Consider the following 21,056-nt stretch of genomic DNA (forward strand, 5'->3'; position numbering starts at 1 on the left):
GTTCACTCTCTATATCAGCGGACGCTTGGGCCGATGAAGCGGCTTTCGGCGTCGAAGGTTTTGCCGGGAATGTCGGCGGCCTGAATTGTAAAGAGAATCTCGTTGGTACTGGAAGGCAGTTGCTCCGGATCGATGGACAGCTCCAGCGGGACGGAGAGGATTTCGCCCGCCACTGCCTTGACCTCGCGACGCCCTTCGAAGACCAGACCGTCGAGGCCGGAGACGTCGATGGTGTAGACGTGGTCGCGCTGATCCTTGTTCATGATCTTCAGGGTGTAGACGTTCTCGATGCGGCCTTCCTCGTTCTCGCGGTAGAGCACGCGGTCCTTGATGACGTCGAGTTCGGCCAGCGGGCGCATGTACAGCGCGGTGGCGAAGGCGCCCGTCATGATCAGCAGGGCAATGGCGTAACCGATCAGACGCGGGCGGACGATATGGGTCTTGTGGCCGTTGAGGTTGTGCTCGGTGGTGTAGCCGACCAGACCCCTGGGGTAGTTCATCTTGTCCATGATGCTGTCGCAGGCGTCGACGCATGCGGCGCAGCCGATGCAGGCGATCTGCAGGCCGTTGCGGATGTCGATGCCGGTCGGGCAGACGTGCACGCACATCTTGCAGTCGATACAGTCGCCCAGACCCATGGCCTTGTAGTCGGCATCCTTCTTGCGCGGGCCGCGGCGCTCGCCACGCTTCTCGTTGTAGGAGACGATCAGGGTGTCCTTGTCGAACATCACGCTCTGGAAGCGCGAGTAGGGGCACATGTGGATGCACACCTGCTCGCGCAGCCAGCCGGCGTTGCCGTAGGTGGCCAGGGTGAAGAAGCCGACCCAGAACAGCGCCCAGCCATCGATGTTGAAGGTGAAGAGGTCGACCGTCAGTTGACGGATCGGGGTGAAGTAACCGACGAAGGTCAGTGCGGTTAGCAGGGCCACGCCCAGCCAGATGGAGTGCTTGGCGGCCTTGCGCAGGAATTTCTCGGTGCTCATCGGCTGCTTGTCGAGCTTCATGCGCTGGTTGCGGTCACCCTCGGTGACCTTCTCCGCCCACATGTACACCCAGGTCCATACGCTCTGCGGGCAGGTGTAGCCGCACCAGACGCGGCCGGCGAACACGGTGATGAAGAACAGGCCGAAGGCGCAGATGATCAGTAGCCAGGACAGCAACATAAAGTCCTGTGGCCAGAAGGTGGCGCCGAAGATGTAGAACTTGCGCTCCGGCAGGTTCCACCAGACGGCTTGGCGGTCACCCCAGTTGAGCCAGGCGGTGCCGAAGAACATCAGGAACAGAAAGGCACCGCTGACCAGACGGATATTGCGGAACAGTCCGGTGAAGGCCTTGGTGTAGATCTGCTCGCGCTTGGCGTAGAGATCGACACTTTCGCCTTTTTTGGCAGGGGAGGGAGGGGTTACATCCTGAACGGGGATCTTGTCGCTCATCGGTCGTCTCTACCACAGCTGGAGAAGTAGGCGCCCCCAACCAGTCGTAACCGATCGGGTTCATTTCACCTTCCCTGCAATGGTACGCCTAATGGATTGGGTGTGCATGCGACGGGTGGTCGCGCAATACCTCGTGGGGTATCTGGCGAGGGCAGGTTGTGTCGTTTCATGTCCCCACAAATGAGAACGCCGCTTTCCGGTAACCGGAAAGCGGCGTTCTGGCCTGCAGCAAGGTTTTACTGCTGCGCAGCCTTCTGCGACAGGCTGTACACGTAGGCCGCCAGCAGGTGGACCTTGTCGTTGCCGAGCATGTCCTTCTGCGCCGGCATCTTGCCGTTACGACCATAGCGCAGGGTCTGCTGGACCTGGGCGAAGCCCGAGCCATACAGCCAGGTGCGGTCGGTCAGGTTGGGGGCGCCCATGGCCTGCACGCCCTTGCCTTCCGGGCCATGGCAGACGGCGCAGTTGGTGGCGAAGGTCTTCTGGCCGACAGCGAGGTCGATGCCTTCCGGATTCTTCAGGCCGGACAGGCTGCGCACGTAGCCGGCGACGTTCTTGATGCCTTCCTCGCCGAGGATGTCCTTCCACGCCGGCATGGCGGCCTGACGGCCGCCCATGATGGTGGTCTTGATGGTGTCGGCTTCGCCGCCGTACAGCCAGTCGTGGTCGGTCAGGTTCGGGAAGCCGTAGGCACCCTTGGCGTCGGAGCCGTGGCAGACGGAGCAGTTGGAGGCGAACAGGCGGGCACCCATTTTCAGGGCCTGCTCGTCCTTGGCCACTTCGGCCACCGGCATGGCGGCGTACTTGGCGTACAGCGGACCGTACTGCTCGTCCGCGCGGGCCATTTCCTTCTTCCACTGGTTGACGCCGGTCCAGCCTTCCTCGTAGCCCGGCAGGACGCCTTTCCAGTTGCCCAGGCCCGGGTAGAGCACCAGGTAGCCGAGGGCGAACACCACGGTGCCGATGAACAACATGAACCACCACTTGGGCAGCGGGTTGTCATACTCCTGGATGCCGTCGAAGGTGTGCCCCATCGTCTGGTCGGTGGTGTCCGGACGCTGGCCCTTGCGGGTCGCCAACAGCAGCCAGGTCAGCGCCACTATGGTGCCGAGGCTGAGTATGGTGACATACCAATTCCAAAAACTGGTCATTCGTGCTTACTCCTGGAAGCTTCTTCTTCACGCTTTTCGGACTTGGGCTCATCGGCGAAGGGCAGGTTGGCCGCTTCGTCAAAGCTCTTCTTGGAGCGGCCGAATACCCAGATCAGCAGCACCACGAAGGCGATAAATACGATGGCAGTACCCAATCCACGCAGAGTCCCGATATCCATGGCGCGTTACCGTTTGTTCTTGAGGCTGGTGCCGAGGACCTGCAGGTACGCGACCAGCGCGTCCATTTCGGTCTTGCCCTTGACCGCGTCGCGGGCGCCGGCAATGTCTTCCTCGGTGTAGGGAACGCCCAGGGTACGCAGCGCCGTCATCTTGGAGGCGGTGTCCTTGCCGTCCAGCTTGTGCTCCACCAACCAGGGGTAGGAGGGCATCTTCGATTCGGGCACCACGTTGCGCGGGTTGTACAGGTGGGCGCGGTGCCAGTCGTCGGAGTAGCGGCCGCCGACGCGGGCCAGGTCCGGACCGGTACGCTTGGAGCCCCACAGGAACGGGTGGTCGTAGACGCTTTCACCGGCGACCGAGTAGTGGCCGTAGCGCTCGGTTTCGGCGCGGAACGGACGCACCATCTGCGAGTGGCAGCCCACGCAGCCTTCCTTGATGTAGATGTCGCGGCCTTCCAGCTGCAGCGCGGTGTAGGGCTTCATGCCCTCCACCGGCTCGTTGACCACGTCCTGGAAGAACAGCGGAACGATCTGGGTCAGACCGCCGATACTGACGGCGAGAACCATCAGCAGCGCCATCAGGCCGATGTTCTTCTCGATGATTTCGTGCTTGTTCATCAATGGGCTCCTTGAACCACGAACTGCTCGGCCGCAGTCATTTCAGCCGACTTGGCGGCACTCACGGTGCGCCATACGTTGTAGGCCATCAGCAGCATGCCGGTGAGGAAGAAGGCGCCGCCGATCACGCGAACCAGGAAGCCCGGGTGGCTGGCTTCCAGCGCTTCGACGAAGGAGTAGGTCAGGGTGCCGTCTTCGTTGACTGCACGCCACATCAGGCCCTGGGCGATGCCGTTGACCCACATGGAGGCGATGTACAGCACGGTGCCGATGGTGGCCAGCCAGAAGTGGGTGTTGATCAGGGCGATGCTGTGCATTTCCTTGCGGCCGAAGACTTTCGGCAGCAGGTGGTACAGCGAGCCGATCGACACCATGGCAACCCAGCCGAGCGCGCCGGCGTGGACGTGGCCGATGGTCCAGTCGGTGTAGTGGGACAGGGCGTTGACGGTCTTGATGGCCATCATCGGGCCTTCGAAGGTGGACATGCCGTAGAAGGCCAGGGAGACCACCAGGAAGCGCAGGATCGGGTCGTGGCGCAGCTTATGCCAGGCGCCGGACAGGGTCATCATGCCGTTGATCATGCCACCCCAGCTCGGAGCGAGGAGGATGATCGACATCACCATGCCGAGGGACTGGGCCCAGTCCGGCAGGGCGGTGTAGTGCAGGTGGTGCGGGCCGGCCCAGATGTACAGGGTGATCAGCGCCCAGAAGTGGACGATGGACAGGCGGTAGGAGTACACCGGACGCTCGGCCTGCTTGGGCACGAAGTAGTACATCATGCCGAGGAAGCCGGTGGTCAGGAAGAAGCCCACGGCGTTGTGGCCGTACCACCACTGGACCATGGCGTCGGTGGCGCCGCTGTAGACCGAGTACGACTTCATGAAGCTGACCGGCAGTTCCAGGTTGTTGACGAGGTGCAGCATCGCCGTGACCAGGATGAAGGCGCCGAAGAACCAGTTGCCGACGTAGATGTGCTGGGTCTTGCGCTGCATGACGGTGCCGAAGAACACCACCGCGTAGGAAACCCAGACGATGGTGATCAGGATGTCGATCGGCCACTCCAGTTCGGCGTACTCCTTGGAGGAGGTGAAGCCGAGCGGCAGGGTGATCGCGGCGAGCAGGATCACCAGTTGCCAGCCCCAGAACACGAAGCTGGCCAGCGGACCGCCGAACAGGCGGGTCTGGCAGGTGCGCTGTACCGAGTAGAAGGAGGTGGCGAACAGCGCGCAACCGCCGAAGGCGAAGATTACCGCGTTGGTGTGCAAGGGTCGCAAGCGACCGAAGCTGGTCCAAGGTAGGTCGAAGTTCAAGTTCGGCCAGACAAGTTGGGCGGCGATAAGTACGCCGAGTCCCATACCGACGATCCCCCAGATCACCGTCATTACGGCGAACTGGCGGACCACCTTGTAGTTATAAGCAGTCCTGAGGTTTGCTGTGCTCATTTTCGAGGTTCCACGACTAATGGGCTTGATCGGAGAAAGATCAGCGTCAGGATGGATAAAGCGCTCTGGATAGATGTTGATACAAATCAAAGCCCTAGGGCGTGTGAGGTTTTTTGCATGAGTTTTTCCGAACTTTTGTGGTCAGGGCCGGTCGCCGGGGAGCATGTACGGCTGATCCTGGCCCATGGCGCCGGTGCGCCGATGGACAGTCCGTTCATGAACGAGATGGCCGTGCGGCTGGCCGAGTGCGGCGTGCGTGTGGTGCGTTTCGAGTTCCCCTACATGGCCGACCGGCGCCGGGATGGCGGCAAGCGGCCGCCCAATCCGCAGGCGCGCCTGCTCTACTGCTGGCGCGAGGTCTGGCGTGAGGTGAATGCCCGTGAGCCGGGTAGCTGGGCCATCGGCGGCAAGTCGATGGGCGGACGGATGGCCAGCCTGCTGGCCGACGAATTGGCGCCGACCGCACTGGTCTGCCTGGGCTATCCGTTCCATGCCGCCGGCAAGCCGGAGAAGCCGCGGGTCGAGCATCTGGCCGCCTTGCGCACGCCGACCCTGATCGTGCAGGGCGAGCGCGATGCACTGGGAAACCGCGAGCGGGTCGCCGGCTACAGCCTTTCGCCGGCGATCCGGCTGCTGTGGCTGGAGTCGGCCGATCACGACCTCAAGCCGCTCAAGGCCTCCGGTTTCACCCATGCCCAGCATCTGCAGCGCACGGCCGAGGCAGTCGCCGCCTTCCTTGGCGGCCCGGTGAGGCCAGCGTAGGGGTGTCAGGCGGCTCGCTCGCTGCGCATGGCGCTCCCTATGCGGGAAAGTGACCGTGCCGCGTGGCTGGACTCAGCCGGCCAGCAGCTGGCGCAGCACGTGGTGGAGGATGCCGCCGGCCTTGAAGTAGTCGAGCTCGATGGCGGTATCGATGCGGCACAGCACCTCGAAGCGCTCCTCGGTGCCATCGGCGCGCAGCAGCTCCACAATCAGACGTTGCCGCGGTTTGAGCCCGGCGGCCAGGCCGTGGATGCTCAGGCGTTCGCTGCCGTTGAGCGCCAGGCTCTGGCGGTTCTGCCCGGCGACGAACTGCAAGGGCAATACGCCCATGCCGACCAGGTTGGAACGGTGGATGCGCTCGAAGCTTTCGGCGATCACCGCCTTGACCCCGAGCAGGTTGGTGCCCTTGGCCGCCCAGTCGCGCGAGGAGCCGGTGCCGTACTCCTTGCCGGCGATCACCAGCAGCGGCACGCCATCGGCCTGGTAGCGCATGGCGGCGTCGAAGATCGACAGCTTGTCGCCGGACGGCTGGTGCAGGGTATTGCCGCCTTCCTCGCCGCCAAGCATCTCGTTCTTGATGCGGATGTTGGCGAAGGTGCCGCGCATCATCACCTCGTGGTTGCCGCGGCGTGCGCCATAGGAGTTGAAGTCGGCCGGTGCCACGCCGAGGCCCTGCAGGTAGAGGCCGGCCGGCGAGCTGGGCTTGATGCTGCCGGCCGGGGAGATGTGGTCGGTGGTGATCGAGTCGCCGAACAGGGCGAGGACGCGCGCATTCTCGATGTCGGCCAGCGCTGCCGCGGGCTGGTCGATATGCTGGAAGAACGGTGGGTGCTTGATGTAGGTGGAGGCCGGATCCCAGGGGTAGGTGGCGCCGGGACTGACGGCGATCGCCCGCCAGGCGGCATCGCCGCTGAATACATCGGCGTAATGGTGGCGGAACATGGCCTCCGCCACCGTGCCGACCGCCGCGGCCACCTCGGCATCGCTCGGCCAGATGTCCTGCAGATACACCGGTTGGCCATCGCTGCCGGTACCCAGCGGCTCGCGGGTCAGGTCGATGCGCGTGGTTCCGGCCAGGGCGAAGGCCACCACCAGCGGCGGCGAGGCCAGCCAGTTGGCCTTGACCTGCGGATGCACGCGTCCCTCGAAGTTGCGGTTGCCGGACAGCACCGAGCTGACGATCAGGTCGTTGGCGCTCACGCAGTCGGCGATGGCCGGCGGCAGCGGCCCGGAGTTGCCGATGCAGGTGGTGCAGCCGTAGCCGACCAGGTTGAAGCCGAGCTGGTCGAGGTAGGGCGTCAAGCCGGCCTTGGCCAGGTAGTCGGTGACCACCTTGGAGCCTGGCGCCAGCGACGACTTGACCCAGGGCTTGCGGCTCAGACCGAGCTCCACCGCCTTCCTGGCCAGCAGCCCCGCGGCCATCAGCACGCTGGGGTTGGAGGTGTTGGTGCAGGAGGTGATGGCGGCGATCACCACGTCGCCGTGGTGCAGTCCGTAGTGCTCGCCGGCGACGACAAAGTCGGTGTCCAGCTCGGCCTTGCGCCCGCTCAGCTCCAGCAGCAGGTCGAACTGGGCGCGGATGTCCTCCAGGGCGACGCGGTCCTGCGGGCGCTTCGGTCCGGCCAGCGAGGGCTGTACGCTGGCCAGGTCCAGGGTCAGGCTGTCGCTGAAGGTCGGCTCGTCGCCCGCCTCGCGCCACAGGCCCTGGGCCTTGCAATAGGCCTCGACCAGGGCGATGCGTTGCGGCTCGCGGCCGGACAGGCGCAGGTAGTCGAGGGTGACCCCGTCGACCGGGAAGAAGCCGCAGGTGGCGCCGTATTCCGGGGCCATGTTGGCGATGGTGGCGCGGTCGGCCAGCGGCAGGTTGTCGAGGCCGGGGCCGTAGAATTCGACGAACTTGCCCACCACGCCGCGTTTGCGCAGCAGTTCGGTGACGGTCAGCACCAGGTCGGTGGCGGTGACGCCCTCGCGCAGCTTGCCGACCAGGCGCACGCCGACCACCTCGGGAATCAGCATCGACAGCGGCTGGCCGAGCATCACCGCCTCTGCCTCGATGCCGCCGACGCCCCAGCCGAGCACGCCCAGACCGTTGATCATGGTGGTGTGCGAATCGGTGCCGACCAGGGTGTCCGGATAGGCGAGGGTGGCGCCGTCGTCGTCGTGGCTCCACACCACCTGGGCGAGGTACTCCAGATTGACCTGGTGGCAGATGCCGGTGCCCGGCGGCACCACCCGGAAGTTGGCGAAGGCCTGCTGGCCCCAGCGCAGGAAGGCATAGCGCTCGTGGTTGCGCTGCATCTCGATGGCCACGTTGTCGGCGAAGGCGCTGGGGTCGGCGAAGCGGTCGACCATCACCGAGTGGTCGATCACCAGGTCCACCGGCGACAGCGGATTGATCTTCTGCGGATCGCCGCCGGCGCGGGCCATGGCATCGCGCATGGCGGCCAGATCGACCACCCCGGGCACGCCGGTGAAGTCCTGCATCAGCACGCGCGCCGGACGGAACTGGATTTCCTGCTCCGAGCTGCGCTTGTGCAGCCACTCCACCACCGCCCGGCAGTCGGCGGCGGTCACGCTGCGGCCGTCCTCGCAGCGCAGCAGGTTCTCCAGCAGCAGCTTGAGCGAGACGGGCAGTTGCCTGATATCGCCGAGGTTGCGCGCGGCGTCGGGCAGGCTGAAATACTGGTAGGTGCGGCCGTCGACCTCAAGGTTGCGTCGGCAGTTGAAACTGTCCGGGTGGGACATGCTGGTGTCCTCCAGTCGGGATGCGCGGCGGACGGCGCGGGCTGATTCACAAGCCTAGTCCGTCCTCTCGCCGGCTGCCGTGCGGTTGGCCGCGCCGGCGCTTTGCGCGACAATGCCGGCCTGTCACGCGGAGTTCCCCATGTCCCAGCAACCCGACGCCATTCTCGATGCCACCGGCCTCAACTGCCCCGAACCGGTGATGATGCTGCACAACAAGGTGCGCGACCTGCCAGCCGGCGGCCTGCTCAAGGTAATCGCCACCGACCCCTCGACCCGTCGCGACATCCCCAAGTTCTGCCTGTTCCTCGGCCACGAGCTGCTCGAGCAGCAGGAAGAGGCGGGTACCTACCTGTACTGGATTCGCAAGAAGGCCGACTGAGGGCGGCTGCTGCGCGCTCCCGTTAGGACCGTACCGCGCTCCGCGCAATGCGCTGCAGGCGCACGCCGAGCAGCACGGCGGCGCAGGTCAGGCCAATCACCAGGCCCTGCCACAGTCCGGCCGGGCCGCTGGGCAGGCCGAGCAGCTCGCTGAGGCCCAGGCTGTAACCGATCGGCAGGCCGATGCCCCAGTAGGCCAGCAGGGTGATCAGCATGGTCGCACGGGTGTCGTGGTAGCCACGCAGGGCACCGGCGGCGGTGACCTGGATGGCGTCGGAGAACTGGAACAGCGCCGAGTACATCAGCAGCGCGCTGGCCACGGCGAGCACCTCGGTGTCCGGGGTGTACAGCCGGGCGATGTCCGCGCGCAGCAGCAACATGAGGCTCGCGGACAGGCAGGCATAGACCAGCGCCGTGGCCATCGCCACGCCGGCGGAGAAGCGCGCATCGCGCGGCGCCCCGCGTCCCAGCGCCTGGCCGACCCTTACCGTGGTGGCCATGGCCAGCGAGTACGGGATCATGAACACCATCGAGGAAAAGTTCAGCGCCACCTGATGCCCGGCCACCACGCTGGCGCCCAGGCTGCCGATCAGCAGGGCGATCACCGAGAAGATGCTGGCCTCGGCGAAGATGGCGATGCCGATCGGCAGGCCGAGTGTCAGCAGCGTGCGGATCTCCGGCCACTGCGGCCATTCCAGGCGCTCGAACAGCTGGCTGGAGCGGTAGACCGGCGCCCAGTGTACCCACCACAGCATGGCGCCGAGCATGAACCACAGCACCAGGGCCGTGGCCCAGCCGCAGCCGACGCCGCCCATGGCCGGCAGGCCGAGCTTGCCGTAGATGAAGATGTAGTTGAGCGGGATGTTCAGCAGCAGGCCGAGCAGGCCGATAACCATGGTTGGCCGGGTGCTGCCCAGGCCGTCGCTGAAGCCACGCAGTACCTGATACAGCGCCAGGGCCGGAAAGCCGAGCGCCACGGCCTGCAGGTAGCCCATGGTCGTCGTACGCAGAGAGGCCTCCACCTGCATCAGCACCAGTATCGGCTCGGCGCAGAGCAGCAGCGCGGCGGCGATCAGGCCGATGGTCAGCGCCAGCCACAGCGCCTGGCGCACCAGCGGACCGATCAGGACGTAGGTCCCGGCCCCGACCTTGCGTGACACCTTGGCGGTGGTCGCCAGCAGGATGCCGCCCATCAGCAGCAGCATCGGAACCCAGATCGAGTTGCCCAGCGCCACGGCCGCCAGATCGCGCGGGCCGACCCGGCCGGCCATCACGGTATCGACAAAGCCCATGGCGGTGTTGGCCAGCTGGGCGACCATGATCGGGCCGGCGAGGGCGAGCAGCGCCTTGACTTCGTCCAGGCTGCGGCGGCTACGGGAGGGGGCGAGTGAAGCGAGCAGGGCGGACATCGACAGACCTCGACAAACAGCTGACCAGTCTACGCCGTGCACCGAAATGGGGCCAGCTCAGGGCCGCGCCGATCGTGCCGATGGGGTAAAGTGGCGGCAACTTCCCGACCTTCCGACGGACACTCCCATGCGCCTGCTGGCCGACGAAAACATCCCGCTGCTCGATCCCTTCTTCGCCTCCTTCGGCGAGATCCGCCGCCTGCCCGGCCGCGCCATCGACCGCGCCGCCGTGGCCGACGCCGATGTGCTGCTGGTGCGCTCGGTGACCCGCGTCGACAGGGCGCTGTTGGAGGGCTCGGCGGTGAAGTTCGTCGGCACCTGCACCATCGGCACCGATCATCTGGACCTGGCGTACTTCGCCGAGGCGGGTATCACCTGGTCCAGCGCCCCGGGCTGCAATGCCCGCGGCGTGGTCGAGTACGTGCTCGGCGCGCTGCTGGCCCTGGCTGAGCGTCATGGCACCGATCTGGCGGCGCGTACCTACGGCGTGGTCGGCGCCGGTCAGGTTGGCGGCCGGCTGGTCGAGCTGCTGCGTGGTCTGGGCTGGAACGTGCTGGTCTGTGATCCGCCGCGCCAGGCGCGCGAGGGCGGCGAATTCGTTGCTCTGGAGGAAATCATCCGCCGCTGCGACGTGATCAGCCTGCACACCCCGCTGACCCGCGACGGGGCCGATGCCACCTGGCATCTGCTCGACGCGGCGCGGCTGGCGCAACTCAAGCCCGGCTGCTGGCTGATCAACGCCAGCCGCGGCGCGGTAGTCGACAACGCCGCGCTCAAGGCCCACCTGCAGGGCGGTGCCGATCTTGAGGCGGTGCTGGATGTCTGGGAGGGCGAGCCGCAGGTGGATGCCGAGCTGGCGCCGCTGTGCCGTCTGTCCACCCCGCACATCGCCGGCTACAGCCTGGATGGCAAGCTGCGCGGTACCGAGCAGATCTATCAGGCCTTCTGCGCGTGGCGTGGCGAGGCGCCAGCGGTCAATCTGGCCCAGCTGCTGCCCCCGGCCTGGTTGAGCGAGCTGGTGCTGCACGAGCAGGCCGATCCGGTCTGGGCGCTGGCCACGGTCTGCCGTGCCGTCTACGACCCGCGCCTGGACGATGCCGCCTTCCGGCGCAGCCTGCTCGGTGATGCCGAGGCACGCCGCACGGGCTTCGATGCCCTGCGCAAGCACTACCCGATGCGCCGCGAATTGCCTGAGCTGCGGGTACGGGTGACGGGGGAGGCCAAACAATTGCGCCGCCAGTTGGCGGCGCTGGGCGTACAGCTGGTCTGATCAGCCGAACAGGCGGCGGCGCGGCTGGGCATCGCGCTCCAGCTGGCGGCAGGCCTGCAGGATCATCTGCTCGGTGATCGGAATTTCCCGGCCCTGGGCGTCGATGATCGCGCCGAGGTTGAGGTGACGCAGCTTCCGTGCGATCTGGGTGGTGCTGGATTGCGGCTGTTGTTCGCGGTGCATGGCGGTCTCTCCTGATCTGCCGATGCCAGGCAGTCTAGGCCGCTCAGATTAAACAGTGGTTACAGCCGCGGTGGATATGCAGGCCGCCAAGGGCAGAAAGCCCGGCCGTTGCGGCGGCCGGGCTTTGCGGAGCCAGCGGCCAACGCCCCATGCGGCACGACCTTGGCTCTTGCCGATCAGGAGTCCTTGGCGATCAGGTTGCCGGCGTGCAGCCCGCACTCCTTGTGGGTGGCCTCTTCCCACCACCAGCGGCCTTCGCGCTCGTGCTGGTTGGGCAGCACCGGGCGGGTGCAGGGTTCGCAGCCGATGCTGATGAAGCCCTGCTCGTGCAGCGGGTTGTAGGGGATCTCCAGCATGCGGATGTAGCCCCACACCTCGGCGCTGCTCATGTTGGCCAGCGGGTTGAACTTGTACAGCGGCTTGTCGGGCGTGGAGAAGGCGCCGTCCACTTCAAGCACGGCGACCTGACTGCGCGTGCCGGGGCTCTGGTCGCGGCGCTGGCCGGTGGCCCAGGCGGCGACGCCGGCCAGCTTGCGCTTGAGCGGCTCGATCTTGCGGATGCCGCAGCACTCGCCATGGCCATCCTTGTAGAAGCTGAACAGGCCCTTCTCGCGCACCAGCGGTTCGAGCAGGCGCGGATCCGGGGACAGCACCTCGATGGAGATGCCGTAGTGCTCGCGCACCTGCTCGATGAAGCGGTAGGTCTGCGCGTGCAGGCGGCCGGTATCCAGGCTGAATACCTTGACGTTCTTGTTCAGCTTCCAGGCCATGTCCACCAGCACCACGTCCTCGGCGCCGCTGAAGGAGATCCACAGGTCGTCGCCGAAATGCTCGAAGGCGAGCTTGAGCACTTCCTGCGGGGATTTGTCGGCGTAGGCGGCCGCCAGGGCGGCAACATCGAAAGTCTGGCTCATCGGGGTGTCCGGTCGATTCGGGGCTAATGCGTTGCTGCGATGGTAACAGCAAGGTGTTTATGCGCTGAAATAACCAAATTGTGCTGGAGTGCTAACCATTGGGAATATGAGGTCGTCGCGGTTCGTCGCGTGCACCCGGCTTTTTCGGCGCCCAGGGGCGCGCCGCGTTGCGCCTCGCCGGTCAACTCGCTAGAGTGCCGCCTCAATTTCTGCCTGTTCAATCGAGGAGTGCCCTGTGGAAATCGCCTGTCTTGATCTCGAGGGTGTGCTGGTCCCGGAAATCTGGATCGCCTTTGCCGAAAAAACCGGAATCGACGCGCTCAAGGCGACTACCCGCGACATTCCCGACTACGACGTGCTGATGAAGCAGCGTCTGCGCATCCTGGACGAGCACGGCCTGAAGCTGCGCGACATCCAGGAAGTGATCGCCACCCTGCAGCCGCTGGAAGGCGCGGTGGAGTTCGTCGACTGGCTGCGCGAGCGCTTCCAGGTGGTGATCCTCTCCGACACCTTCTACGAGTTCTCCCAGCCGCTGATGCGCCAACTCGGTTTCCCGACCCTGCTGTGCCACAAGCTGATCACCGACGAGACCGATCGTGTGGTGGACTACCAGCTGCGCCAGAAGGATCCCAAGCGTCAGTCGGTCATCGCCCTGAAGAGCCTGTACTACCGGGTGATCGCCGCCGGCGACTCGTACAACGACACCACCATGCTCAGCGAAGCCCACTCCGGCATCCTGTTCCATGCGCCGGACAACGTGATCCGCGAGTTCCCGCAGTTCCCGGCGGTGCACACCTACGAGGATCTCAAGCGCGAGTTCCTCAAGGCCTCGGTGCGCGAGCTGAGCCTGTAAGCCTCAGCTGTACCGTGACAAGACCCGCCCCGTGCGGGTCTTGTCGTTTCTGGCGCCTAGAAACCGGAAAGTCGCTCCAGGGTCTGCAGCAGCACGCGCACCTTGGTCTTCGACTCCTCGTACTCGGCCTGCCACTCGGAGTCCATGACGATGCCGCCGCCACCCCAGCAGCTGGCCTGGCCATGCTGCAGCAATACGGTGCGGATACAGATCGAACTGTCCATCTCGCCGCGGCTGTCGATGTGCAGCAGCGAGCCGCAGTAGATCGAGCGCCGGGTCGGCTCCAGTTCGTCGATGATCTGCATGGCGCGGATCTTCGGCGCGCCGGTGATCGAGCCGCCGGGGAAGCTGCCGGCCAGCAGGTCGAAGACGTCCAGATCGGGAGCCAGCTCGCCGGTCACTGCGCTGACCAGGTGGTGCACGTTGGGATAGCTCTCCAGTGCGAACAGTTCCGGTACCCGCACCGAGCCGATGCGACAGCTGCGGCCGAGGTCGTTGCGCAGCAGGTCGACGATCATCAGGTTTTCCGCGCGATCCTTGCGGCTGGCCAGCAGCTCGGCGGCCAGTTCCTTGTCCTCGGCGACGTCGCGGCCGCGCGGCCGGGTGCCCTTGATCGGCCGGGTCTCGACCTGCCCCTGGTGCACGCTGAGAAAGCGCTCCGGCGACAGGCTGAGGATCGCGCCGTCGTCCAGGGTTAAATAGCCGGCGAAGGGAGTCGGGCAGGCGTCGCGCAGGGCGCAGTAGGCCGCCCACGGGTCGCCCTGCCAGGACGTCTGGAAGCGCTGGGCAAAGTTCACCTGGTAGCAGTCGCCGGCGCGAATGTAGGCCTGGATGCGTTCGATGGCGGCCCGATACTGGCCGGCGTCGAGGTCGGCGGCAAAGGGCGTCAGCAGACGGAACTCGCCGGGCGTGGCGGGCGTGCCGTGCGCCTCGAACAAGGCGATTAGCTCGCCACGGCGCTGCTCGGGCAGGCTGGGGTGGAACACCAGCTGCGAGGTCTGGCGCTGGTGATCGCTGACCAGTGCCCAGGCATACAGACCGAAGGTGGCCTCGGGCAGTTGCAGGTCAGCGACCGCCTGCGCGGGCAGGCGCTCCAGGCGGCGGCCGAAGTCATAGCCGAGGTAGCCGAGCAGGCCGCCGGTGAACGGCAGCTCGCAGTGCTCCGGCGCCTCGGCGCGGCCCAGGCCGGCGAGAGCCGTTCGGCAGCGGGCGAGGAATGCCCGGCCGTTCTCGTTGGCGGCCGGTTGCAAGTGTTGCTCGGGCCAGGCGCTGAACAGGTCGAAGCGGCCGCGATCGGCGCCTGGTCGACCGCCGTCCAGCAGACAGGCGCCGGGAGCGGCCCGCACGAGGGCGAAGCGCGCGCGGGGATCGGCGTGGTAGGGCAGGAGGTGAACGCAGCAGGTGGGCATGGCTAGGCTCGAACGATCGCAAGCCGGGATTCTAACGCAGGGGCGGGGCAGGATGCGTGGGGTTGTGGAGAAGCGGGCGCCTGGTAGGCGCCCGCAGTGGATCAGAGCTCGACCGGCTTGATATGGCCGAACAGCTCCTGGGAGAAGCGCACGCGCTGCTCCGGGGTTTCCTCGATGCCCTTGGCCTTCAGTTCGGCCAGGCGTTCTTCCACGGCATGGGCGCGATGGGTCAGGCCGCAGTCGTTGGCGATCTGGATGTTCAGGCCCGGGCGGGCGTTGAGCTCCAGGATCAGCGGTCCCTTCTCCTGGTCGAGCACCATGTCGACACCGATGTAACCCAGACCGCACAGCTCGTAGCAGCCGGCAGCCAGCTTCATGAAGCCGTCCCAGTTGGGCAGCTGCACGCCGTCCACCGCGTTGGTGGTGTCCGGGTGCTTGGTGATCTTGTTGTTCAGCCAGGTGCCGCGCAGGGTGATGCCGGTGGCCAGGTCGACACCGACGCCGATGGCGCCCTGGTGCAGGTTGGCCTTGCCGTTGGACTGGCGGGTCGGCAGGCGCAGCATGGCCATCACCGGGTAGCCCATCAGCACGATGATGCGGATGTCCGGCACGCCCTCGTAGCTGATGCTCTTGAAGATCGGGTCGGGGGTGACCCGGTATTCGATCAGCGCGCGGTCGCGGCCGCCGCCCAGCGAGTACAGGCCGGAGAGGATGCTGGACAGCTGCTGTTCGATCTCGTCGCGGCTGACGATCTTGCCGGAGACGGTCTTGAAGCGGCCCTCGAAGCGGTCGGCGATCACCAGGATGCCGTCGCCGCCGGCGCCCTGCGCCGGCTTGATCACGAAATCGTTGTGTCCGGCGATGATCTCGTCGAACTTCTCGATCTCCTTCTCGGTGGAGATGATGCCGTACATCTCCGGCACGTGAATGCCGGCGGTGATGGCGCGCTCCTTGGTGAGGATCTTGTCGTCCACCACCGGATACAGACTGCGCTTGTTGTACTTCAGCACGTAGTCCGCGTTGCGCCGGTTGATGCCCATGATGCCCTTGGCGTGCAGGGCCTTCCAGGTTTTGATCAGACCGAACATGGCATCAATCCTTGAGGAAGGCTTTGAAGCGGAACAGCTCGGTCAGGCGGTAGCCGCGGTAGCGACCCATCGCCAGCATGAAGCCCACCAGAATCAGCAGCACGGCCGGGAAGGTGAAGATGAAGTAGGTCAGCTCCGGAACGCTCATCAGCAGGTGCGCCAGGGTGGCGGCGATCAGGGTGCCGACGGCGACCTTGAAGGCATGGCCGCCGCCGCGCTCTTCCCAGGTGATCGACAGGCGTTCGATGGTCATGGTCAGAATCACCATCGGGAATAGCGCCACCGACAGGCCGCGCTCGAGGCCGAGCTTGTGGCTGAACAGGCTGATCACCGCGATCAGCACCACCACGAAGGTCAGCACCACCGACAGGCGTGGCAGCATCTGCAGCTTGAGGTGCTCGAGGTAGGAGCGCAGCGACAGGCCCAGCGCGGTGATGATGGTGAACAGCATGATGCCGAAGCCCAGCTGGGTCTCGCGGAAGGCGAGGGCGATCAGTACCGGGGTGAAGGTGCCGAGGGTCTGCAGGCCGCCGAGGTTGCGCAGGATCAGGATCACCAGCACGCCGATCGGGATCATGATCATGATCTGGTAGGTCTGCTGGGTCTGCAGCGGCAGGCCGTAGAGCGAGTATTCGAGGAAGCCCGAATCGGCCGAGGCGTCGGACTGCTTGGCCAGGCGGATGGCGTTCAGCTCGCTGGTGTTGAGGGTGAAGCTGACCTGCGGCTGCTTGCCGCCGTCGACCTTGACCAGTTCGCCGTCACCCAGCCACCAGATAAGGCGGTCGCGCGGCAGGCCCTGCTGGCCATTGTCGGGGTTGAAGTACAGCCAGTTCTCGCCATTGAAGCTGCGCAGCCACAGCTCGGGGCTCTGGGGCTGGTCGGCGATCAGGCGGATGGTGTTGACCCGCTCCAGCGGCACGTGGGCGATGGACAGCAGCAGGTCGATCACCCGAGCGCGATTGGTGACCGAGGTGTCGCCGGCCAGCAGCAGCTTGACGTTGTCGTCGTTGAGGTTGTTGACGCGCTTGATGGTCTCGCTGATGAAGGTCTCGACGTCGGCCGAATGCTGGCGGATGGGCGCCAGCAGGGCCTCGGCGGCGATCTGCTCGGGGCCGGCGATCGGCAGGCTCTCGCGGTAGATCGGCCCTTTATCCAGGGGCTTTTCCGCGGCAAAGCGCTGGGTCAGCACCATGCGGTAGTAAAGAGTCTGCGGGCCGCTGGCGCGGCGGGCGGACCAGGTCACGCGGCGGTTGCCGTCGACATTATTGACGCTGACGCCGTAGTTGTTGGAGATGAAGCTCTCGTTGAGACTGACGAAGTCCTGAACCAGCGGCGGTACGAACATCTGCACCTTGACCGGATCGCGCGGGTTGGCCTGGAAGTCGACCTTGGCGTCGATGTTCCAGACGTTGTCGGTTTCCGCCTCGGTGACCGGGATGCCGAGAACGAAAATCTGGTAGGCGGTGATCGCCACGCCCAGACTCACCAATATGGCGATGAGGACTTTCAGGTGCAAAGTGAGGGAGCGCATCGAGGTTACTCGTCCGAGTGTGCAGCGTTGGAACAGCCGGGCTTGCCGGCCGCGTATTTGAGACTGGGGTCGACCAGGGCACCGAAGCGTTTGAGGGCCTCGGAGCCGATCAGGAGCGGGTATTGGAACGCACTGCGGTCGGTCAGGTTCACTTCGATGGTGCGTAGCGTGTTGCCCATGCAGACATCCAGTTCGATCACCGGCCGCGCAGTATAGGTTTTGCCTTCGTCAGGGTCGAAATCGCCGGCTCGCCGCTTGATCTTGCTGATCCGCGCCAACGGTTTCTCGATCGGTGCGGTGTCGTCGCTGCCGATGTTGAAGCGGACCCAGGTATCACCGTTGCGCTTGAAACGCTTGATGTTGCGGGCGCCAAGCGAGGCGGTCTTGGCGCCGGTGTCGAGTTTGGCAGCCAGAACGTCGTCGAGTTCCGGAAGGCTGGCATATTCGTTGAGGCCGTAAACGTTTTTTTCGGCAGCAAGGCTAAGGCCGCAGGGCATCAGCAGGCTGAGTAGCAAGACAAGGGGCTTGAGTCTCATAGGTCCTGGGTGATGAAGCGTGATGGGGCCATGGAGGCGAGGGCAGCGGTTGGCTGCCGTTCAAATGGCGGCATTCTAGCATGCAGCCGATAGCCCGGCGACAGTCGCGGCGGGGGCTTGGCGCCGGGATTTGGGGCGGCGCGTGGAGCTAGCAAGAATCATGGCCGCCCGACAGCCTTTCGGGCCGATTGTCGACAATCGTCTAAGGGGGTTTGACATTAATCGAGCACTGCCCTAGTTTTTTACCCATCAAACCCTGAGATGTGTCGACAATTATGATGGACGCGCTAGCAGAAGCTCCCATTGTGGACGATGAGTCCGGCACCCTTTCGGATCATGTGTTCCGGCGCATCCAGTCGGCCATCGTGCGTGGCGACATCGCTCCGGGCAGCAAGATCTCCGAGCCCGAGCTGGCGCGCGCCTACGGCATCAGTCGCGGCCCGCTGCGCGAGGCGATCCGCCGCCTGGAGGGGCAGCGCCTGCTGGTCAGGGTGCCACATGCCGGTGCGCGCGTGGTATCGCTCAGCGAGGCCGAACTGATCGAGCTGTACGAGATTCGCGAGTCGTTGGAAGGCATGGCCTGCCGCCTGGCGGCCGAGCGCATGTCCCTGGACGAGATCGACGAGCTGCGCCAGGTGCTGGAAACCCACCAGCGCGACGAGGCGTTCCGGGCGGGTATCGGCTATTACCAGCAGGAAGGCGACTTCGACTTCCACTATCGCATCATCCAGGGCAGCGGCAACCAGACGCTCAGCAACCTGCTGTGCAACGAGCTGTACCAGCTGGTGCGTATGTACCGCATCCAGTTCTCCACCACCCCGAACCGGCCGCGCCAGGCCTTCGTCGAGCACCACCGCATTCTCGATGCCATCGCCGACCGTGACGGCGAACTGGCCGAGCTGCTGATGCGCCGCCACATCGCGGCCTCCAAGCGTAACGTCGCGCGTCACTTCCAGGACGCGACCCACAAGAACACCCCGCAACGAGGTAAGTCATGAGCCACAAGACCCCCGGCCAGAAGTTCCGTGAAGCCGTCGCCAGCGAGTCCCCGCTGCAGATCGCTGGTGCGATCACCGCCTATGCCGCGCGCATGGCCGAAGCCACCGGCTTCAAGGCGCTGTACATCTCCGGCGGCGGCGTGGCGGCCAACTCGCTGGGCATCCCCGATCTTGGCATCAGCACCATGGAAGACGTGCTGATCGATGCCCGCCGCATCACCGACGCCACCACCCTGCCGCTGCTGGTCGACATCGACACCGGCTGGGGCGGCGCCTTCAACATCGCCCGCACCATCCGCTCGTTCGAGAAGGCCGGCGTGGCTGCCGTGCACATCGAGGACCAGGTCGGCACCAAGCGCTGTGGCCATCGTCCGGGCAAGGAAGTGGTCAGCACCGAGGAGATGGTCGACCGCATCAAGGCCGCCGTCGATGCCCGTCGCGACGACAGCTTCGTGATCATGGCGCGTACCGACGCCCTGGCCGGTGAGGGCCTGCAGGCTGCCATCGACCGCGCCTGCGCCTACGTCGAGGCGGGTGCCGACATGATCTTCCCCGAGGCGATGACCGAGCTGGCGATGTACAAGGAGTTCCGCAAGGCGGTCGGCGTGCCGATCCTCGCCAACATCACCGAGTTCGGCCACACCCCGCTGTTCACCCGCGACGAGCTGGCTTCGGTGGACGTGGACATGATCCTGTACTGCTGCGGCGCCTACCGGGCGATGAACGCCGCCGCGCTCAAGGTCTATCAGGCCATCCGTGAGCAGGGCACCCAGAAGGACGTGGTGCCGATCATGCAGACCCGCGCCGAGCTGTACGACTTCCTCGGCTACCACGACTACGAGCAGAAACTCGACCAGCTGTTCGCCCAGAAGGGTCAGGGCAAGCTGGGTCCGAAGCGCGACTGCTGAAACCGTTGGGAAATTCGAGCCTTGAGCGTGAGGCTCCCGTTTGAAGCTGCTGTATCCGCCAAGAAATTCAATAAAGAGGAACACAACAATGGCTGAAGCAAAAGTTCTGAGTGGTGCCGGGCTGCGTGGCCAGATTGCCGGACAGACTGCCCTGTCCACCGTAGGCAAGGAAGGCGCCGGTCTGACCTATCGCGGCTATGATGTCCGCGAGCTCGCCAAGGACTGTCTGTTCGAGGAAGTCGCCTACCTGCTGCTCTACGGCGAACTGCCCACTGCCGCCCAGCTGGATGCCTACCTGCAGCGCCTGCAGGGCCTGCGTGACCTGCCGCAGGCACTCAAAGAAGTGCTCGAGCGCATTCCGGCCGACGCCCATCCGATGGACGTGATGCGCACCGGCTGCTCGATGCTCGGCAACCTGGAGCCGGAGCACAGCTTCGACGAGCAACGCGACATCACCGACCGCCTGGTCGCCGCCTTCCCGGCGATCATGTGCTACTGGTACCGCTTCAGCCATCAGGGTGTGCGCATTGACTGCGTCACCGGCGAAGCCGACCTGGGCGGCCACTTCCTCGCCCTGCTGCACGACAAGAAGCCCAGCGAACTGCACCGCAAGGTGATGAATGTGTCGCTGATCCTCTATGCCGAGCACGAGTTCAACGCCTCGACCTTCGCCGGTCGCGTGTGCGCCTCGACCCTGTCCGACCTGTACTCGTGCGTTACCGCCTCCATCGGCACCCTGCGTGGTCCGCTGCACGGCGGCGCCAACGAGGCGGCGATGGAGATGATCGAGAAGTTCTCCTCGCCGGAGGAGGCCACTGCCGGCACGCTGGCCATGCTGGCGCGCAAGGACAAGATCATGGGCTTCGGCCACGCGATCTACAGCGTGTCCGACCCCCGCAACGAGGTGATCAAGGTCTGGTCGAAGCAGCTCGCCGACGAAGTGGGCGATACCGTGATCTTCCCGGTGTCCGTGGCCATCGACACCGTCATGTGGGAACAGAAGAAGCTGTTCCCCAACGCCGACTTCTACCACGCCTCGGCCTACCGCTTCATGGGCATCCCGACCAAGCTGTTCACCCCGATCTTCGTCTGCTCGCGGGTCACCGGCTGGGCCGCCCACGTGTTCGAGCAGCGTGCCAACAACCGCATCATCCGCCCGAGTGCCGAGTACATCGGCGTCGAGCCGCGCGCCGTGCCGCCGCTGGCGCAGCGCTGATCTGGAACGGGAGAGCCCCTACAAGGGGCTCTC

General features: G+C 65.4%; 20 protein-coding genes. 7 read left to right on the forward strand and 13 right to left on the reverse strand.

The window, feature by feature from the left end; translation table 11 throughout:
* Positions 1-14 precede the first annotated feature (14 nt).
* From ccoG to ccoN, 5 genes are all read right to left on the reverse strand, one after another.
* Positions 15-1,433 (reverse strand): cytochrome c oxidase accessory protein CcoG, encoded by a 1,419-nt coding sequence (gene ccoG, locus BMZ19_RS09520; protein ID WP_090310269.1) that lies wholly within the window; start codon positions 1,431-1,433, stop codon positions 15-17.
* A 236-nt stretch (positions 1,434-1,669) separates the two neighbouring features.
* The gene (gene ccoP / locus BMZ19_RS09525; protein ID WP_090310271.1) at positions 1,670-2,584 is read right to left on the reverse strand and encodes a cytochrome-c oxidase, cbb3-type subunit III; all 915 of its coding nucleotides are present in this window, start codon (positions 2,582-2,584) and stop codon (positions 1,670-1,672) included.
* The gene (locus BMZ19_RS09530) at positions 2,581-2,763 is read right to left on the reverse strand and encodes a cbb3-type cytochrome oxidase subunit 3 (RefSeq protein ID WP_090310273.1); all 183 of its coding nucleotides are present in this window, start codon (positions 2,761-2,763) and stop codon (positions 2,581-2,583) included. The genes ccoP and BMZ19_RS09530 overlap by 4 nt, the downstream gene beginning before the upstream one ends.
* 6 nt (positions 2,764-2,769) lie before the next feature.
* Complete coding sequence (ccoO, locus tag BMZ19_RS09535) at positions 2,770-3,381, reverse strand: cytochrome-c oxidase, cbb3-type subunit II (RefSeq protein WP_090310275.1); 612 nt, start codon at positions 3,379-3,381, stop codon at positions 2,770-2,772.
* Positions 3,381-4,823, reverse strand: coding sequence for a cytochrome-c oxidase, cbb3-type subunit I (ccoN, locus tag BMZ19_RS09540; RefSeq protein WP_090310276.1), 1,443 nt, complete (start codon positions 4,821-4,823; stop codon positions 3,381-3,383). The genes ccoO and ccoN overlap by 1 nt, the downstream gene beginning before the upstream one ends.
* A 117-nt stretch (positions 4,824-4,940) precedes the next feature.
* Here ccoN and BMZ19_RS09545 point away from each other — a divergent pair, with 117 nt between their 5' ends.
* Complete coding sequence (locus tag BMZ19_RS09545) at positions 4,941-5,585, forward strand: alpha/beta family hydrolase (RefSeq protein ID WP_244517148.1); 645 nt, start codon at positions 4,941-4,943, stop codon at positions 5,583-5,585.
* A gap of 72 nt (positions 5,586-5,657) precedes the next feature.
* On the opposite strand, the gene acnA is transcribed toward BMZ19_RS09545, so the two are convergent.
* A complete protein-coding gene (acnA, locus tag BMZ19_RS09550; RefSeq protein ID WP_090310280.1) occupies positions 5,658-8,330 on the reverse strand; it encodes an aconitate hydratase AcnA in 2,673 nt (890 codons plus the stop codon).
* Between the two features lie 139 nt (positions 8,331-8,469).
* On the opposite strand from acnA, the gene tusA reads away from it, so the two are divergent.
* The gene (gene tusA / locus BMZ19_RS09555; RefSeq protein WP_090310282.1) at positions 8,470-8,709 is read left to right on the forward strand and encodes a sulfurtransferase TusA; all 240 of its coding nucleotides are present in this window, start codon (positions 8,470-8,472) and stop codon (positions 8,707-8,709) included.
* 22 nt (positions 8,710-8,731) lie between these two features.
* Here tusA and BMZ19_RS09560 read toward each other — a convergent pair whose 3' ends face one another.
* Entirely contained in the window at positions 8,732-10,117 is a 1,386-nt protein-coding gene (locus BMZ19_RS09560; RefSeq protein WP_090310284.1) for an MATE family efflux transporter, read from the reverse strand.
* A gap of 127 nt (positions 10,118-10,244) precedes the next feature.
* On the opposite strand from BMZ19_RS09560, the gene pdxB reads away from it, so the two are divergent.
* Complete coding sequence (gene pdxB, locus BMZ19_RS09565; RefSeq protein WP_090310286.1) at positions 10,245-11,387, forward strand: 4-phosphoerythronate dehydrogenase PdxB; 1,143 nt, start codon at positions 10,245-10,247, stop codon at positions 11,385-11,387.
* Here pdxB and BMZ19_RS09570 read toward each other — a convergent pair whose 3' ends face one another.
* Together BMZ19_RS09570 and BMZ19_RS09575 are read right to left on the reverse strand one after the other, a co-directional pair.
* On the reverse strand, positions 11,388-11,570 hold the full coding sequence (locus BMZ19_RS09570) for a PA1571 family protein (protein WP_090310288.1): 183 nt from the start codon (positions 11,568-11,570) through the stop codon (positions 11,388-11,390).
* Between the two features lie 176 nt (positions 11,571-11,746).
* Positions 11,747-12,484, reverse strand: a complete 738-nt coding sequence (locus BMZ19_RS09575; RefSeq protein ID WP_090310290.1) for a phosphoadenylyl-sulfate reductase — start codon at positions 12,482-12,484, stop codon at positions 11,747-11,749.
* Between the two features lie 235 nt (positions 12,485-12,719).
* Between BMZ19_RS09575 and thrH the strand changes: the two genes are divergently transcribed.
* The gene (thrH, locus tag BMZ19_RS09580) at positions 12,720-13,337 is read left to right on the forward strand and encodes a bifunctional phosphoserine phosphatase/homoserine phosphotransferase ThrH (RefSeq protein ID WP_090310291.1); all 618 of its coding nucleotides are present in this window, start codon (positions 12,720-12,722) and stop codon (positions 13,335-13,337) included.
* A gap of 56 nt (positions 13,338-13,393) precedes the next feature.
* On the opposite strand, the gene pabB is transcribed toward thrH, so the two are convergent.
* The 4 genes from pabB to rloA all read right to left on the reverse strand — a co-directional run bounded on the left by pabB (position 13,394) and on the right by rloA (position 17,901).
* On the reverse strand, positions 13,394-14,746 hold the full coding sequence (gene pabB, locus BMZ19_RS09585; RefSeq protein WP_090310293.1) for an aminodeoxychorismate synthase component I: 1,353 nt from the start codon (positions 14,744-14,746) through the stop codon (positions 13,394-13,396).
* A gap of 101 nt (positions 14,747-14,847) precedes the next feature.
* The gene (locus BMZ19_RS09590; protein ID WP_090310295.1) at positions 14,848-15,834 is read right to left on the reverse strand and encodes an alpha-L-glutamate ligase-like protein; all 987 of its coding nucleotides are present in this window, start codon (positions 15,832-15,834) and stop codon (positions 14,848-14,850) included.
* Between the two features lie 4 nt (positions 15,835-15,838).
* Complete coding sequence (rloB, locus tag BMZ19_RS09595; protein ID WP_090310297.1) at positions 15,839-17,365, reverse strand: osmotic stress tolerance membrane protein RloB; 1,527 nt, start codon at positions 17,363-17,365, stop codon at positions 15,839-15,841.
* Positions 17,366-17,370: 5 nt separating this feature from the next.
* Complete coding sequence (rloA, locus tag BMZ19_RS09600) at positions 17,371-17,901, reverse strand: retropepsin-like aspartic peptidase RloA (protein WP_090310299.1); 531 nt, start codon at positions 17,899-17,901, stop codon at positions 17,371-17,373.
* Positions 17,902-18,176: 275 nt separating this feature from the next.
* On the opposite strand from rloA, the gene BMZ19_RS09605 reads away from it, so the two are divergent.
* The 3 genes from BMZ19_RS09605 to prpC all read left to right on the forward strand — a co-directional run bounded on the left by BMZ19_RS09605 (position 18,177) and on the right by prpC (position 21,023).
* Positions 18,177-18,899 carry a GntR family transcriptional regulator gene (locus tag BMZ19_RS09605; protein WP_090310301.1) on the forward strand — a complete coding sequence of 241 codons (723 nt, stop codon included), beginning with the start codon at positions 18,177-18,179 and terminating at the stop codon, positions 18,897-18,899.
* Positions 18,896-19,807 carry a methylisocitrate lyase gene (prpB, locus tag BMZ19_RS09610; protein WP_090310303.1) on the forward strand — a complete coding sequence of 304 codons (912 nt, stop codon included), beginning with the start codon at positions 18,896-18,898 and terminating at the stop codon, positions 19,805-19,807. The genes BMZ19_RS09605 and prpB overlap by 4 nt, the downstream gene beginning before the upstream one ends.
* A gap of 88 nt (positions 19,808-19,895) precedes the next feature.
* Entirely contained in the window at positions 19,896-21,023 is a 1,128-nt protein-coding gene (prpC, locus tag BMZ19_RS09615; RefSeq protein WP_090310305.1) for a bifunctional 2-methylcitrate synthase/citrate synthase, read from the forward strand.
* The last annotated feature ends 33 nt before the right edge of the window (positions 21,024-21,056 follow it).

Origin of the sequence: Pseudomonas linyingensis (genome assembly GCF_900109175.1) — a bacterium.
GTDB lineage: Bacteria > Pseudomonadota > Gammaproteobacteria > Pseudomonadales > Pseudomonadaceae > Geopseudomonas > Geopseudomonas linyingensis.

What these genes read in the sequence shown, in the direction of transcription:
- prpB (WP_090310303.1), top strand. Translation starts at nt 18,896, where the DNA reads ATGAGCCACAAGACCCCCGGCCAGAAGTTCCGTGAAGCCGTCGCCAGC.
- ccoN (WP_090310276.1), bottom strand. Translation starts at nt 4,823, where the DNA reads ATGAGCACAGCAAACCTCAGGACTGCTTATAACTACAAGGTGGTCCGC.
- BMZ19_RS09530 (WP_090310273.1), bottom strand. Translation starts at nt 2,763, where the DNA reads ATGGATATCGGGACTCTGCGTGGATTGGGTACTGCCATCGTATTTATC.
- BMZ19_RS09605 (WP_090310301.1), top strand. Translation starts at nt 18,177, where the DNA reads ATGATGGACGCGCTAGCAGAAGCTCCCATTGTGGACGATGAGTCCGGC.
- BMZ19_RS09560 (WP_090310284.1), bottom strand. Translation starts at nt 10,117, where the DNA reads ATGTCCGCCCTGCTCGCTTCACTCGCCCCCTCCCGTAGCCGCCGCAGC.
- ccoG (WP_090310269.1), bottom strand. Translation starts at nt 1,433, where the DNA reads ATGAGCGACAAGATCCCCGTTCAGGATGTAACCCCTCCCTCCCCTGCC.
- prpC (WP_090310305.1), top strand. Translation starts at nt 19,896, where the DNA reads ATGGCTGAAGCAAAAGTTCTGAGTGGTGCCGGGCTGCGTGGCCAGATT.
- pabB (WP_090310293.1), bottom strand. Translation starts at nt 14,746, where the DNA reads ATGCCCACCTGCTGCGTTCACCTCCTGCCCTACCACGCCGATCCCCGC.
- tusA (WP_090310282.1), top strand. Translation starts at nt 8,470, where the DNA reads ATGTCCCAGCAACCCGACGCCATTCTCGATGCCACCGGCCTCAACTGC.
- rloB (WP_090310297.1), bottom strand. Translation starts at nt 17,365, where the DNA reads ATGCGCTCCCTCACTTTGCACCTGAAAGTCCTCATCGCCATATTGGTG.
- ccoO (WP_090310275.1), bottom strand. Translation starts at nt 3,381, where the DNA reads ATGAACAAGCACGAAATCATCGAGAAGAACATCGGCCTGATGGCGCTG.
- BMZ19_RS09545 (WP_244517148.1), top strand. Translation starts at nt 4,941, where the DNA reads ATGAGTTTTTCCGAACTTTTGTGGTCAGGGCCGGTCGCCGGGGAGCAT.
- pdxB (WP_090310286.1), top strand. Translation starts at nt 10,245, where the DNA reads ATGCGCCTGCTGGCCGACGAAAACATCCCGCTGCTCGATCCCTTCTTC.
- BMZ19_RS09590 (WP_090310295.1), bottom strand. Translation starts at nt 15,834, where the DNA reads ATGTTCGGTCTGATCAAAACCTGGAAGGCCCTGCACGCCAAGGGCATC.
- BMZ19_RS09570 (WP_090310288.1), bottom strand. Translation starts at nt 11,570, where the DNA reads ATGCACCGCGAACAACAGCCGCAATCCAGCACCACCCAGATCGCACGG.
- rloA (WP_090310299.1), bottom strand. Translation starts at nt 17,901, where the DNA reads ATGAGACTCAAGCCCCTTGTCTTGCTACTCAGCCTGCTGATGCCCTGC.
- acnA (WP_090310280.1), bottom strand. Translation starts at nt 8,330, where the DNA reads ATGTCCCACCCGGACAGTTTCAACTGCCGACGCAACCTTGAGGTCGAC.
- ccoP (WP_090310271.1), bottom strand. Translation starts at nt 2,584, where the DNA reads ATGACCAGTTTTTGGAATTGGTATGTCACCATACTCAGCCTCGGCACC.
- BMZ19_RS09575 (WP_090310290.1), bottom strand. Translation starts at nt 12,484, where the DNA reads ATGAGCCAGACTTTCGATGTTGCCGCCCTGGCGGCCGCCTACGCCGAC.